This window comes from uncultured Photobacterium sp. (assembly GCF_947502415.1).
Classification (GTDB): domain Bacteria; phylum Pseudomonadota; class Gammaproteobacteria; order Enterobacterales; family Vibrionaceae; genus Photobacterium.
In genome coordinates this window covers 35,888-48,307 of the sequence record NZ_CANMZV010000022.1, presented here as the reverse complement: position 1 = coordinate 48,307, position 12,420 = coordinate 35,888, and the positions used below count along the sequence as shown (strand labels likewise).

14 protein-coding genes are annotated in these 12,420 nt (G+C 48.2%); all 14 read left to right on the top strand.

Annotated features, from left to right (window positions below; translation table 11 throughout):
• Nucleotides 1-51 precede the first annotated feature (51 nt).
• Nucleotides 52-498 carry an FMN-binding protein MioC gene (mioC, locus tag Q0852_RS19035; protein ID WP_299020822.1) on the top strand — a complete coding sequence of 149 codons (447 nt, stop codon included), beginning with the start codon at nt 52-54 and terminating at the stop codon, nt 496-498.
• 428 nt (nt 499-926) lie between these two features.
• Nucleotides 927-2,816, top strand: a complete 1,890-nt coding sequence (gene mnmG / locus Q0852_RS19030; RefSeq protein WP_299020820.1) for a tRNA uridine-5-carboxymethylaminomethyl(34) synthesis enzyme MnmG — start codon at nt 927-929, stop codon at nt 2,814-2,816.
• Nucleotides 2,817-2,825: 9 nt separating this feature from the next.
• A complete protein-coding gene (gene rsmG / locus Q0852_RS19025; protein WP_299020818.1) occupies nt 2,826-3,446 on the top strand; it encodes a 16S rRNA (guanine(527)-N(7))-methyltransferase RsmG in 621 nt (206 codons plus the stop codon).
• Nucleotides 3,447-3,462: 16 nt separating this feature from the next.
• Nucleotides 3,463-4,257 (top strand): ParA family protein, encoded by a 795-nt coding sequence (locus Q0852_RS19020; protein WP_299020817.1) that lies wholly within the window; start codon nt 3,463-3,465, stop codon nt 4,255-4,257.
• Between the two features lie 15 nt (nt 4,258-4,272).
• Nucleotides 4,273-5,160, top strand: coding sequence for a ParB/RepB/Spo0J family partition protein (locus Q0852_RS19015; protein WP_299020915.1), 888 nt, complete (start codon nt 4,273-4,275; stop codon nt 5,158-5,160).
• A 178-nt stretch (nt 5,161-5,338) separates the two neighbouring features.
• On the top strand, nt 5,339-5,728 hold the full coding sequence (locus tag Q0852_RS19010; protein WP_299020815.1) for a F0F1 ATP synthase subunit I: 390 nt from the start codon (nt 5,339-5,341) through the stop codon (nt 5,726-5,728).
• An 8-nt stretch (nt 5,729-5,736) separates the two neighbouring features.
• Nucleotides 5,737-6,525, top strand: a complete 789-nt coding sequence (atpB, locus tag Q0852_RS19005; protein WP_299020814.1) for a F0F1 ATP synthase subunit A — start codon at nt 5,737-5,739, stop codon at nt 6,523-6,525.
• 68 nt (nt 6,526-6,593) lie between these two features.
• Complete coding sequence (gene atpE, locus Q0852_RS19000; protein WP_005302247.1) at nt 6,594-6,851, top strand: F0F1 ATP synthase subunit C; 258 nt, start codon at nt 6,594-6,596, stop codon at nt 6,849-6,851.
• A gap of 49 nt (nt 6,852-6,900) precedes the next feature.
• Entirely contained in the window at nt 6,901-7,371 is a 471-nt protein-coding gene (gene atpF, locus Q0852_RS18995) for a F0F1 ATP synthase subunit B (protein ID WP_299020736.1), read from the top strand.
• 16 nt (nt 7,372-7,387) lie between these two features.
• Entirely contained in the window at nt 7,388-7,921 is a 534-nt protein-coding gene (gene atpH, locus Q0852_RS18990; RefSeq protein WP_299020733.1) for a F0F1 ATP synthase subunit delta, read from the top strand.
• Nucleotides 7,922-7,937: 16 nt separating this feature from the next.
• On the top strand, nt 7,938-9,479 hold the full coding sequence (gene atpA / locus Q0852_RS18985) for a F0F1 ATP synthase subunit alpha (RefSeq protein WP_299020730.1): 1,542 nt from the start codon (nt 7,938-7,940) through the stop codon (nt 9,477-9,479).
• Between the two features lie 44 nt (nt 9,480-9,523).
• Nucleotides 9,524-10,390 carry a F0F1 ATP synthase subunit gamma gene (atpG, locus tag Q0852_RS18980; protein WP_299020728.1) on the top strand — a complete coding sequence of 289 codons (867 nt, stop codon included), beginning with the start codon at nt 9,524-9,526 and terminating at the stop codon, nt 10,388-10,390.
• A 32-nt stretch (nt 10,391-10,422) separates the two neighbouring features.
• Nucleotides 10,423-11,829, top strand: coding sequence for a F0F1 ATP synthase subunit beta (gene atpD, locus Q0852_RS18975; RefSeq protein WP_299020726.1), 1,407 nt, complete (start codon nt 10,423-10,425; stop codon nt 11,827-11,829).
• 17 nt (nt 11,830-11,846) lie between these two features.
• On the top strand, nt 11,847-12,269 hold the full coding sequence (locus tag Q0852_RS18970) for a F0F1 ATP synthase subunit epsilon (protein WP_299020724.1): 423 nt from the start codon (nt 11,847-11,849) through the stop codon (nt 12,267-12,269).
• Nucleotides 12,270-12,420 lie beyond the last annotated feature (151 nt).

The following is a 12,420-nucleotide window of genomic DNA, read 5'->3' as shown; positions in this document are numbered from 1 at the left end:
TTATCCAACCAGTACAATCAGGGAAAACCATCCGTTTATACTGAGGATATTATGAGTCAAATCACCCTGATCACCGGCAGCACCCTAGGCGGTGCCGAATATGTCGCCGACCACCTGTCCGAGCTACTGGAACAAGAAGGCCACCAAACCGACATCGTCAACCGAGCCGATTTAGCCGAACTGCCACACGATAGTACCTGGCTGGTGGTCTGCTCCACGCATGGTGCCGGCGAATTCCCGGATAACATTCAGCCTTTCATCCAACAGCTAAGCGAGCAAAAACCAGATCTTTCCCAACTGAAATACGCCGTTATCGGCTTAGGTGACAGCAGCTACGACACCTTCTGTGCCGCCGCAAAAAACCTAGATCAACTACTTGGCTCACTCGGTGCCACCCACTTAGGAGAGCGTCTTGACATCGATGTATCACAGGATCCGGTACCAGAAGATCCAGCCGAAAACTGGTTCCAGGAATGGAAAAAGTGCTTCTGTGAATAAAAAGCCGGCTACTTTTATTCAATTTTCACGCGTTTTTTAAACTTTTTTCTGTGGATAACTATAGATCTTTCCGGTGATCAAACCATAGTTATCCATTGTATAAATTTAATCGCCCCTACCCCCTGTTGATAAGTAGCCATTTTGATCCCAGCTAATCCTTACGAAGATCCATGCTGTTCCACAGCTAATGATCCTCCCTAACACCATGATCATTAGGATCATTTATCACTTATCCACATGATCTGGCGATCTATATAATAGATCTAACAGAAGATCTCTTTAAAAGATCTTATATATATTTAAGAAGCCATTTTCTCTTGATCAAATGATCTTCACTAATGATTCTCTCTTTCCCTGAAACAGGATAGAATGATCCTCCTTTGCTCGTAGATAACTCACTGGCGATTTTGAATACCCGAGGTAGTTTCATGTTTTACCAGGAAAATTTTGATGTCATCGTGGTTGGTGGTGGTCATGCCGGTACTGAAGCCGCATTAGCCGCAGCCCGTATGGGACAAAAAACCCTACTGCTTACGCATAATATCGATACGCTGGGACAAATGTCGTGTAACCCAGCCATTGGCGGGATCGGGAAAGGACACCTGGTTAAAGAAGTTGATGCCCTGGGGGGTCTGATGGCCCAGGCGATCGACAAAGGCGGAATCCAGTTCCGTACGCTGAACTCTTCAAAAGGTCCTGCAGTTCGTGCAACCCGAGCTCAGGCAGATCGTGCGCTGTACAAGGCGGCGGTACGTGAAAAACTGGAAAATCAGCCGAACCTGATGTTGTTCCAGCAATCCGTAGATGACTTGATCGTTGATAATGATCGTGTTGTCGGTGTAGTGACTGAAATGGGTCTGAAATTCCGTGCTAAATCCGTTGTTCTAACGGTTGGTACCTTCCTTGGCGGTAAGATCCATATCGGTCTGGAGAATTACAGCGGCGGCCGTGCAGGGGATCCACCATCGATCGCGCTGGCTAACCGACTGCGTGAGCTACCGTTCCGTGTTGATCGTCTGAAAACCGGTACACCACCACGTATCGATGCCCGCACTGTCGATTTCAGCCAACTGCAGGCACAGCACGGTGATAACCCGACGCCATTATTCTCGTTCATGGGCAAACCGTCGGATCATCCACGCCAGATCCCATGTTTTATCACCCACACTAACGAGCGCACACATGATGTGATCCGTAATAACTTGGATCGCAGCCCAATGTATTCCGGTGTGATTGAAGGTATTGGTCCGCGTTACTGCCCGTCGATTGAAGACAAGGTGATGCGCTTTGCCGATAAGAACAGCCACCAGATCTTCATTGAGCCTGAAGGCCTGACAACCCATGAGCTGTATCCGAACGGTATCTCCACCAGCCTGCCGTTTGACGTGCAGATGCAAATTGTCCGCTCAATGCAAGGTTTTGAAAACGCAGCTATTGTGCGTCCTGGCTATGCCATTGAGTATGATTTCTTTGATCCACGCGATTTGAAGCAAACTTTCGAGACGAAATTTATCCGGGGTTTGTTCTTTGCTGGCCAGATCAATGGTACTACCGGTTACGAAGAAGCAGCGGCACAAGGCTTGCTGGCAGGTATGAACGCCGCGCTGTTGGCGCAGGACAAAGAAGGTTGGAGTCCACGTCGTGATCAGGCTTATATGGGCGTATTGATTGATGATTTGTCGACCATGGGTACGAAAGAACCGTACCGTATGTTTACTTCTCGTGCTGAATACCGCCTGCTGCTGCGTGAAGATAATGCCGACTTGCGCCTGACTGAAATTGGTCGAGAATTTGGCCTGGTTGATGATGAGCGCTGGGCGCGTTTCAATCAGAAAATCGAAAACATGGAACAGGAGCGTCAGCGCCTGAAAGATATCTGGATCACGCCGAATTCGGATCATGTTGAAGAGCTGAATAAGATCCTTAAAACACCGATCGTCCGTGAGGCCAGCGGTGAAGATCTTCTGCGTCGTCCGGAAGTGACTTACGATCAGCTAACGGCGATCGAGGCGTTTGCGCCGGCCCATGATGACATTCAGGCTCGCGAACAGGTGGAAATCCAGGTGAAGTACCAGGGTTACATCGATCGTCAGAAAGACGAAGTCGAAAAATCACTGCGCCATGAAAAAACCAAGCTACCATTGGATTTGGACTATAGCGTGGTAAAGGGACTGTCAAACGAAGTGGTGGCGAAACTGAATGATGCCAAACCGGAAACTATCGGTATGGCGTCACGTATTTCAGGCGTTACCCCGGCAGCAATTTCGCTGCTGCTGGTTTACCTGAAAAAACAAGGCATGCTGAAAAAAGGCGAATAGGAGTCATCAGTGAAACAGCGTTTGGCGCAACTTATTGCGCAAACAGACCTTGAGGTCACAGAACAGCAAGTTGAGCAACTGGTTGGGTATGTTGCTCTGCTTCATAAGTGGAACAAAGCGTATAATTTGACCTCAGTTCGCGATCCTAATGAGATGTTAGTGAAACATATCATGGATAGTATTGTGGTAAGCACTCACCTTAGTGGTGAGCGCTTTATCGATGTCGGCACTGGCCCTGGCCTGCCGGGTATCCCGTTGGCTATTATGAATCCGGACAAGGAATTTACCTTGCTCGATAGCTTGGGTAAGCGAATTCGCTTCATTCGTCAGGTGATCCACGAGCTGGGGATTGGCAATGTAACGCCAGTTCAGAGCCGGGTTGAGGAATTTCAGCCAGAGCAAGGCTTTGATGTAGTACTGAGCCGTGCCTTTGCTTCGCTGAACGATATGGTGTCCTGGTGTCATCACCTGCCGACAGAAGGCGGGTGTTTTATGGCACTGAAAGGACAGTTTAATCAACAAGAGGTGGCAGAACTTCCTGAGTGGTGTTCTGTGACCGAAGTCAAATCTTTGCAAGTCCCTGAGTTAGATGGGGAGCGTCATCTAGTAATCTTGACGGCAAAGGGTTAATTGATGAGGTTTTTTTGTGGGAAGAGTCATAGCTGTAGCCAATCAGAAAGGAGGCGTGGGTAAAACCACCACTTGCGTCAATCTTGCGGCATCACTGGCCGCTACACAGCGCAAAGTTCTGGTTATTGATCTGGATCCTCAGGGCAATGCCACCATGGCCAGCGGTGTGGACAAATACCAGGTCGATGCCACTGCCTATGATCTTCTGGTCGAAGAAACCCCATTCAACGAGGTGGCGATCACTGACACCACCGGCGGCTATCACCTGATTGCCGCCAATGGTGACGTGACCGCTGCCGAAATCAAATTAATGGAAGTCTTTGCTCGCGAAGTGCGCTTGCGTAATGCTTTAGAGGTAGTTCGTGATAACTATGATTTCATCTTTATCGATTGTCCTCCTGCATTAAACCTTCTTACAATCAATGCTATGACAGCTGCAGATTCTGTACTTGTCCCTATGCAGTGTGAATACTTTGCGCTGGAAGGCCTGACCGCATTGATGGATACCATCAGTAAGCTGACCGCTGTGGTGAACGCCGATCTTAAAATTGAAGGTCTGCTGCGTACCATGTACGACCCGCGTAACCGGTTAGCTAATGAAGTGTCGCAACAGTTGAAAAAGCACTTTGGCGAGAAAGTTTACCGTACCGTGATCCCACGTAACGTCCGTCTGGCTGAGGCGCCGAGTCATGGTCGCCCGGCGATGTACTATGACAAGTATTCAAGCGGTGCTAAGGCTTACCTTGCGCTTGCCGGTGAAATTATCCGCCGTGATGAAATTGAGCGTAGTGCCGGTACTGTGGATGCATAAGGGTTAACAATGAACATGAGTAAACGAGGCCTGGGCAAGGGCCTTGATGCGCTGCTGGCAACCAGCTCGGTAGCACAAGCAAAAAAACAGAGTGCCGACAAGGCACAAACCTTGTCAGCTGATGGACGGCTACAAGACTTATCGGTCCAGATGCTGCAGCCCGGACAGTTTCAGCCGCGTAAAGATATGTCGGATGAAGCGCTGGCCGAGTTGAGTGACTCCATCCGTGCCCAAGGGGTGATCCAGCCGATTGTGGTACGGGAACTTGCACCGCAACAATTCGAGATCATTGCCGGTGAAAGACGCTGGCGAGCGGCTCGTCAAGCTGGGCTTCAGAAAGTCCCTTGTATCATTAAGGATGTGAATGACCGTGCCACGGTGGCAATCGCGCTGATTGAGAATATCCAGCGTGAGGATCTTAATGCCATCGAGGAGGCGCAGGCATTGGAGCGACTGCAGAGTGAGTTTTCACTGACCCATCAGCAGGTCGCAGAAGCGGTTGGTAAGTCTCGTACAACTGTATCTAACTTGTTGAGGCTTAACCAGTTGGCCGAACCAGTGAAGCGTTTGGTTGAGCAGAGCCTGTTGGAAATGGGTCATGCTCGTGCCCTGCTGCCGCTGGATGCAGAGGCTCAGTTAGAAGCGGCACAAGCGGTTGTAGCAAAAATGTTGACCGTCCGTGATACTGAAAAGCTGGTCAAAAAGATGCTGGCCCCGGCAGAGGAGCCGAAAGCCAAAGAGATCAACCCAGTGCTGGAAGCGGCTGAAAACCACCTAAGTGAACATTTTGGTACTCAGGTGGCAATCAACCAGCAAAAAAATGGCAAGGGCAAGATCGTTTTCAGCTTTGACGAAGCAGACAAATTAAAGCAATTCATTGCAATGTTTGGTCATGAAATGTGACGCGTATCGAACATATTTAATTGCAATGATGACAATGACGTGATCAGGTTATTGTGTTGTAAAATCTAACACTTTTTTTTAATGTGATTAGATTGCATTCAATCTGATCCACCGTATAATTTTCGCAGTTTTCCCAGCACGACGTTTGTGTAGTGGAATGGACTCGAGGAACGAATACATGGTATCGGCGCTAGTAAGACCGGGACGCCAGCTGGCGAAAAGGTTGCTGTTACTACAATCTGGCGTCGTTTTGACAACGGCAATTTTGGCAGTGTTTGCTGTCAGTGTTGACTGGGGAATCTCCGCACTACTCGGCGGTGGCATCTTTGTGGTTGCCAATGCTGTCTTTGCTAAGTGTGCTTTTCTGTTCAGTGGTGCCCGCAAGGCGCGGTTGATCATGGCGTCATTTTATGGCGGGGAAGTGCTGAAAATTCTCATCACAGTTATCCTGTTTGCCATTGTTTACCTGTATGTCGAGGTGGAACTTGTTCCCCTCAAACTGACCTATTTGCTGGCACTCGGTATTAATATCTTTGGGCCGGTTTTATTCATTAACAACAACAAATAGGATGAGTTATGGCTGCGCCAGGTGAAGCGCTAACGCCGTCAGGCTACATTACTCACCACCTGACAAACTTGACTGTCGGTGGCGAGGGATTCTGGACGGTTCATATAGACAGCCTGTTTTTCTCTGTCCTAACGGGATTGATCTTTTTAGGTCTGTTCCGCAAGGCAGCGAAAACAGCGACATCAGGAGTTCCAGGTAAGCTACAGTGTTTTGTGGAAATAATGGTTGAATTCGTTGATAGCAGCGTTAAAGAGACCTTTCATGGCCGCAACAAACTGATCGCTCCTTTGGCTCTGACCATTTTCTGTTGGATTATGCTGATGAATATCATGGACTTGGTGCCAATTGATTTTCTCCCTTATCCGGCGGAGCACTGGTTAGGTATTCCTTATCTTAAGGTAGTACCGAGTGCTGATGTCAACATCACCATGGCAATGGCGTTGGGTGTTTTTGCTTTGATGCTTTATTACAGCATCAAAATCAAAGGCCTTGGCGGTTTTGCTAAAGAACTGGCTCTTCATCCGTTCAATCATCCGATCATGATTCCGTTCAACTTGCTGCTTGAAGTAGTATCGCTGCTTGCGAAGCCTATTTCGCTTGGTATGCGTTTGTTCGGTAACATGTTTGCTGGTGAGGTGGTGTTTATCCTTATCGCGGCGTTGATGCCGTGGTGGGCACAATGGCTGGGCTCGCTACCGTGGGCTATTTTCCACGTCCTAGTCATTACAATTCAATCATTCGTGTTTATGATGTTGACTATTGTGTACCTGTCTCAGGCGCATGAAGACAATCATTAGCGATTATTTGTAAATTATTGATTTTTTTTATTGGCACTTTAGCCGACAACTATAAACTGGAGATAGTGATGGAAACTTTACTAAGCTTTTCTGCAATTGCCGTGGGCATCATTGTAGGTCTTGCTGCACTGGGTACAGCGATCGGCTTCGCACTTCTTGGTGGTAAATTCCTTGAAGGTGCAGCGCGTCAACCAGAAATGGCACCTATGCTGCAGGTTAAGATGTTCATCATTGCAGGTCTGCTTGATGCGGTTCCAATGATCGGTATCGTTATCGCTCTACTATTCACATTCGCAAACCCATTCGTTGGCCAACTAGCTGGTTAATAACAAAAACGAACGGACCCCTAGCAACCCTTTTTAAGGAGATGCAGTTGTGAATATGAATGCAACTTTGTTGGGTCAGGCAATCGCGTTTTTCCTATTTGTGGTGTTCTGCATGAAATATGTATGGCCACCAATTATGGAAGCGATTGAAGAACGTCAGAAGAAAATTGCTGACGGTTTGGCGGCCGCTGATCGTGCTTCCAAAGACCTGAACCTAGCGCAGGCTAATGCTTCTGATCAATTGAAAGAAGCGAAACGCACTGCAACTGAGATCGTAGAGCAAGCGAACAAGCGCAAAGCTCAGATCATCGACGAAGCTAAGACTGAAGCCTTAGCTGAGCGTGACAAAATTCTGGCCCAAGGTCTTGCTGAGATCGAAGCTGAACGTAACCGCGCACGTGATGATCTACGAAAACAAGTTGCAACTCTGGCTGTGATTGGTGCTGAGAAAATCATTGAGCGTTCTATCGATAAAGACGCTCATGCTGATCTTCTTAACAAAGTCACTGCAGAACTGTAATTAAAGGGGCAAGCACATGTCGGAAATGACTACTATCGCACGCCCCTACGCTAAAGCAGCCTTTGATTTTGCGGTTGAGAAAGGTGAGCTGGCCCAATGGGCTGAAATGCTCGCCTTTACTGCTGAGGTAGCAAAGAATGACACTATCCAGGATATCTTGGATAGCGGTTATGCTGCCGACAAGCTAACTGAAATTTTCATTTCAGTAGGCGGTGAGCAACTCAACGAATTCGGTCAGAACTTGATTAAAGTGATGGCTGAAAACGGACGTCTGAAAGCACTTCCAGCTGTTTGTGACGAGTTTATGTTCCTGAAAAGTGAACATGAAAAGACTATCGATGCCTCTGTAACCTCAGCAGTTGCCTTGGACGATAGCCAACTTGAAGCAATCAGTACAAAACTGGAACAGCGTCTGGAACGTAAAGTTAAGCTGAATTGCAGTGTAGACGAGACCCTGATTGCCGGGGTTGTGATTAGAGCTGGAGACTTGGTCATCGATAACTCAGTACGCGGTAAGCTAAACCGCCTGAGCGATACCTTGCAGTCTTGATTTGGGGAATTGGAGCATGCAACTTAATTCCACGGAAATTAGCGAACTGATCAAACAGCGTATTGAAAATTTCAACGTTGTAAGTGAAGCTCGCAACGAAGGTACTATCGTATCAGTAAGCGACGGTATCATTCGTATCCATGGCCTTGCAGACGTAATGCAAGGTGAAATGATTGAATTACCTGGTGGCCGTTATGCACTGGCACTTAACCTTGAGCGTGACTCGGTAGGTGCGGTTGTAATGGGCCCATATGCTGACCTTCAGGAAGGCATGAAAGTAACAGGTACTGGTCGAATTCTTGAAGTACCAGTTGGCCCGGCGCTACTTGGCCGTGTTGTTAACACGCTGGGTGAGCCTATCGATGGTAAAGGTCCAATTGAAACAGAGACATTCTCTCCTGTTGAAGTTATTGCACCGGGTGTAATCGATCGTAAATCTGTCGATCAGCCAGTACAGACTGGTTATAAAGCGGTTGACTCAATGATCCCAATCGGCCGTGGCCAGCGTGAGCTAGTTATCGGTGACCGTCAGACTGGTAAAACAGCGATGGCGATTGATGCGATCATTAACCAGAAAGGTTCTGGTATTTACTCTGTTTATGTTGCTATCGGCCAGAAAGCGTCAACTATCGCTAACGTAGTTCGCAAACTGGAAGAGCACGGTGCACTGGAAAACACAATTGTTGTTGTGGCATCGGCTTCTGAAGCAGCAGCGTTGCAATACCTTGCGCCATACGCAGGTTGTGCAATGGGTGAATACTTCCGTGACCGCGGTGAAGATGCACTGATCGTATACGATGACCTGTCTAAGCAGGCTGTTGCTTACCGTCAGATCTCGCTACTTCTTCGTCGTCCGCCAGGCCGTGAAGCCTTCCCTGGTGACGTTTTCTACTTACACTCACGTCTACTTGAGCGTGCTGCTCGTGTTAACGAAAACTACGTAGAAAAATTCACTAACGGTGAAGTGAAAGGTCGTACTGGTTCCCTAACTGCGCTTCCAATTATCGAAACGCAGGCTGGTGACGTATCAGCATTCGTACCGACTAACGTTATCTCGATCACTGATGGTCAGATCTTCCTACAGACAGAGCTGTTCAACGCCGGTATTCGTCCAGCGGTTGACCCAGGTATCTCTGTATCGCGTGTAGGTGGTTCTGCTCAGACCAAGATCATCAAGAAACTGTCTGGTGGTATCCGTACTGCGCTTGCACAGTACCGTGAACTAGCGGCATTTGCCCAGTTCTCCTCTGACCTTGATGAAGCAACCAAGAAGCAGCTAGACCACGGTCAGAAAGTAACAGAGCTGATGAAGCAGAAGCAGTACGCGCCAATGTCTGTGTTCGAGCAAGCTCTTGTTATCTTCGCTGCGGAAAAAGGCTATTTGCTTGATGTTGAGCTGAATAAGCTTGCTGACTTCGAAGCTGCGTTGCTTTCATATGCCAAAGCTCATTATGCTGAGCTAGTGTCTCAGGTTGATGAAACGGGTGCTTGGAACGATGAAATTGAAGCTCAGTTTGTGAAACTGGTTGAAGATTTCAAAGCGACCCAGACTTGGTAATTGGTTGGTGATCGCTTGCGATCACCTACTAACGGAGAGTAACGATGGCCAGCGCAAAAGAGATTCGTAATAAGATCGGCAGTGTGCAAAACACACAGAAGATCACAAAAGCGATGGAAATGGTTGCCGCGTCAAAAATGCGTAAAACGCAAGACGCGATGGAATCATCACGTCCATACGCACAAACTATGCGCAAAGTGATCGGTCATATCGCCCTTGGTAGCCTTGAGTATAAGCATCCTTATCTCGAAGAGCGTGAAGCCAAGCGCGTTGGTTACATCATTGTTTCTACTGACCGTGGTTTGTGTGGTGGCCTGAACATTAACCTGTTCAAGCAAGCTATCACAGATATCCAGAAATGGTCAGATCAGGGTGCGGAAGTTGACTTGGCGCTGGTAGGCGCAAAGGCGACAGCATTCTTTAACAGCTACGGCGGTAACGTAGCAGCTCAGGTTTCCGGTTTGGGTGATAACCCATCGGTTGATGAGCTGATTGGTACTGTCGGCGTAATGCTGAAGAAATATGATGAAGGCCAATTGGATCGCCTGTATCTGGTATACAACAAGTTTGTAAATACCATGGTTCAGGACCCAGTGATCGATCAATTGCTGCCTTTGCCTAAGTCGGAAGACGAAGAAATGCAGCGCAACCATTCTTGGGACTACATTTATGAGCCCGAGCCAAAAGCCCTGCTGGATACCCTGCTGGTTCGCTATGCCGAATCTCAGGTATATCAGGGTGTGGTCGAGAACCTTGCCAGTGAGCAAGCGGCCCGAATGGTTGCGATGAAAGCAGCAACAGATAATGCAGGAAACTTGATTGATGAACTGCAGCTTGTGTACAACAAAGCCCGTCAGGCGGCGATTACACAAGAACTGTCAGAAATCGTTTCTGGTGCGGCTGCTGTTTAAGGCAAAGAATTAATAAGTTTAGAGGATTAACGATGGCTACAGGTAAGATCGTACAGATCATCGGTGCGGTAGTCGACGTAGAGTTTCCACAGGACTCTGTACCACAGGTATATGATGCCCTACACGTTGATGCGAAAGAGAACGGTACACTTGTTCTTGAAGTTCAGCAGCAGCTAGGTGGCGGTGTTGTACGTGGTATCGCTATGGGTACTTCTGATGGCTTACGTCGTGGTTTGTCTGTTGAAAATACAGGCCGCCCTATTGAAGTTCCAGTTGGTACAGCAACCCTAGGACGTATCATGAACGTTCTGGGCCAGCCAATTGATGAGTGTGGTGATATCGGTGAGAAAGAGCGTTACGCAATTCACCGTGAAGCACCAAGCTATGAAGAGCAGTCTAATGCGACTGAGCTGCTTGAGACTGGCGTTAAAGTTATCGACCTGATTTGTCCATTCGCCAAGGGTGGTAAAATCGGCCTGTTCGGTGGTGCGGGTGTAGGTAAGACCGTTAACATGATGGAGCTTATCAACAACATCGCTATCCAGCACTCAGGTCTATCTGTATTTGCAGGTGTTGGTGAGCGTACTCGTGAAGGTAACGACTTCTACTACGAGATGCAGGAAGCGGGCGTGGTTAACGTTGAGAATCCTGAAGAATCGAAAGTAGCGATGGTTTACGGTCAGATGAACGAGCCACCGGGTAACCGTCTGCGTGTAGCTCTGACTGGTCTGACTATGGCTGAGCGCTTCCGTGACGAAGGCCGTGACGTACTGCTGTTCATCGATAACATCTACCGTTATACCCTAGCGGGTACAGAGGTATCGGCACTACTAGGCCGTATGCCATCTGCGGTAGGTTATCAGCCAACACTGGCAGAAGAGATGGGTGTACTTCAGGAGCGTATTACGTCAACGAAGTCAGGTTCTATCACTTCTGTTCAGGCAGTATACGTACCAGCCGATGACTTGACTGACCCATCGCCAGCAACAACGTTCGCGCACCTTGATGCGACGGTTGTACTGTCTCGTCAGATCGCATCGCTAGGTCTGTACCCGGCAATCGACCCACTGGATTCAACATCTCGTATGCTTGATCCTCTAGTGGTTGGTCAGGAGCACTATGACATCGCCCGTGGTGTTCAGAGTATCCTGCAGCGCTATAAAGAACTGAAAGATATCATCGCAATCCTGGGTATGGACGAGCTGTCTGAAGAAGATAAGCAAGCTGTATCTCGTGCACGTAAGATTGAACGTTTCCTTACTCAGCCTTACCACGTTGCGGAAGTCTTTACTGGTTCTCCAGGTATCTACGTATCATTGAAAGATACGCTACGTAGTTTCAAAGGTCTTCTAGCCGGTGAATACGACGATATCCCAGAGCAGGCATTCATGTACTGCGGCGCGATTGAAGACGTATTGGAAAACGCTAAGAAGCTTTAAGCTGAGTAGGAGGCGACATGGCAGCGATAACCTTCCATCTAGACGTAGTAAGTGCTGAGAAAAAATTGTTCTCAGGCCGCGCTGAAAACGTTCAGGTGACCGGTAGCGAAGGTGAACTGGGTATTCACGCAGGACACACACCGCTGCTGACCGCTATCACGCCGGGTATGATCCGAATTATTAAGCAGCACGGCGAGGAAGAAGTTATTTATCTTTCTGGCGGTATGCTTGAAGTTCAGCCAAGTTCAGTAACTGTACTGGCTGACACCGCGATTCGCGGTGAAGATTTGGATGCTGCTAAGGCGGAAGAAGCGAAACGTCAGGCTGAGGAGCATATCCATAATCAGCACGGCGATATCGACTTTGCTCAAGCGGCCAGTGACCTGGCTAAAGCGATTGCTCAGCTTCGTGTTATCGAGCTGACGAAAAAAGCGCGTTAATCAGGCGCATGACGCAAAAAAGCGACCCTTGGGTCGCTTTTTTTATGCCTGCAAAGCGTGTTATTACTCGCAAAAAAAAATCTATTTTCCTTAAACCTTGCTGGCTGAACCGATACAATGCGGGCAGTTGAAAATTAATTATGCATCAAGA

Bases quoted from the DNA above. Each gene is read 5' to 3' on its own strand.
- atpB (WP_299020814.1), top strand. From the start codon at position 5,737: ATGGCTGCGCCAGGTGAAGCGCTAACGCCGTCAGGCTACATTACTCAC.
- mioC (WP_299020822.1), top strand. From the start codon at position 52: ATGAGTCAAATCACCCTGATCACCGGCAGCACCCTAGGCGGTGCCGAA.
- atpH (WP_299020733.1), top strand. From the start codon at position 7,388: ATGTCGGAAATGACTACTATCGCACGCCCCTACGCTAAAGCAGCCTTT.
- atpA (WP_299020730.1), top strand. From the start codon at position 7,938: ATGCAACTTAATTCCACGGAAATTAGCGAACTGATCAAACAGCGTATT.
- atpE (WP_005302247.1), top strand. From the start codon at position 6,594: ATGGAAACTTTACTAAGCTTTTCTGCAATTGCCGTGGGCATCATTGTA.
- Q0852_RS18970 (WP_299020724.1), top strand. From the start codon at position 11,847: ATGGCAGCGATAACCTTCCATCTAGACGTAGTAAGTGCTGAGAAAAAA.
- Q0852_RS19010 (WP_299020815.1), top strand. From the start codon at position 5,339: ATGGTATCGGCGCTAGTAAGACCGGGACGCCAGCTGGCGAAAAGGTTG.
- Q0852_RS19015 (WP_299020915.1), top strand. From the start codon at position 4,273: ATGAGTAAACGAGGCCTGGGCAAGGGCCTTGATGCGCTGCTGGCAACC.
- atpD (WP_299020726.1), top strand. From the start codon at position 10,423: ATGGCTACAGGTAAGATCGTACAGATCATCGGTGCGGTAGTCGACGTA.
- atpG (WP_299020728.1), top strand. From the start codon at position 9,524: ATGGCCAGCGCAAAAGAGATTCGTAATAAGATCGGCAGTGTGCAAAAC.
- mnmG (WP_299020820.1), top strand. From the start codon at position 927: ATGTTTTACCAGGAAAATTTTGATGTCATCGTGGTTGGTGGTGGTCAT.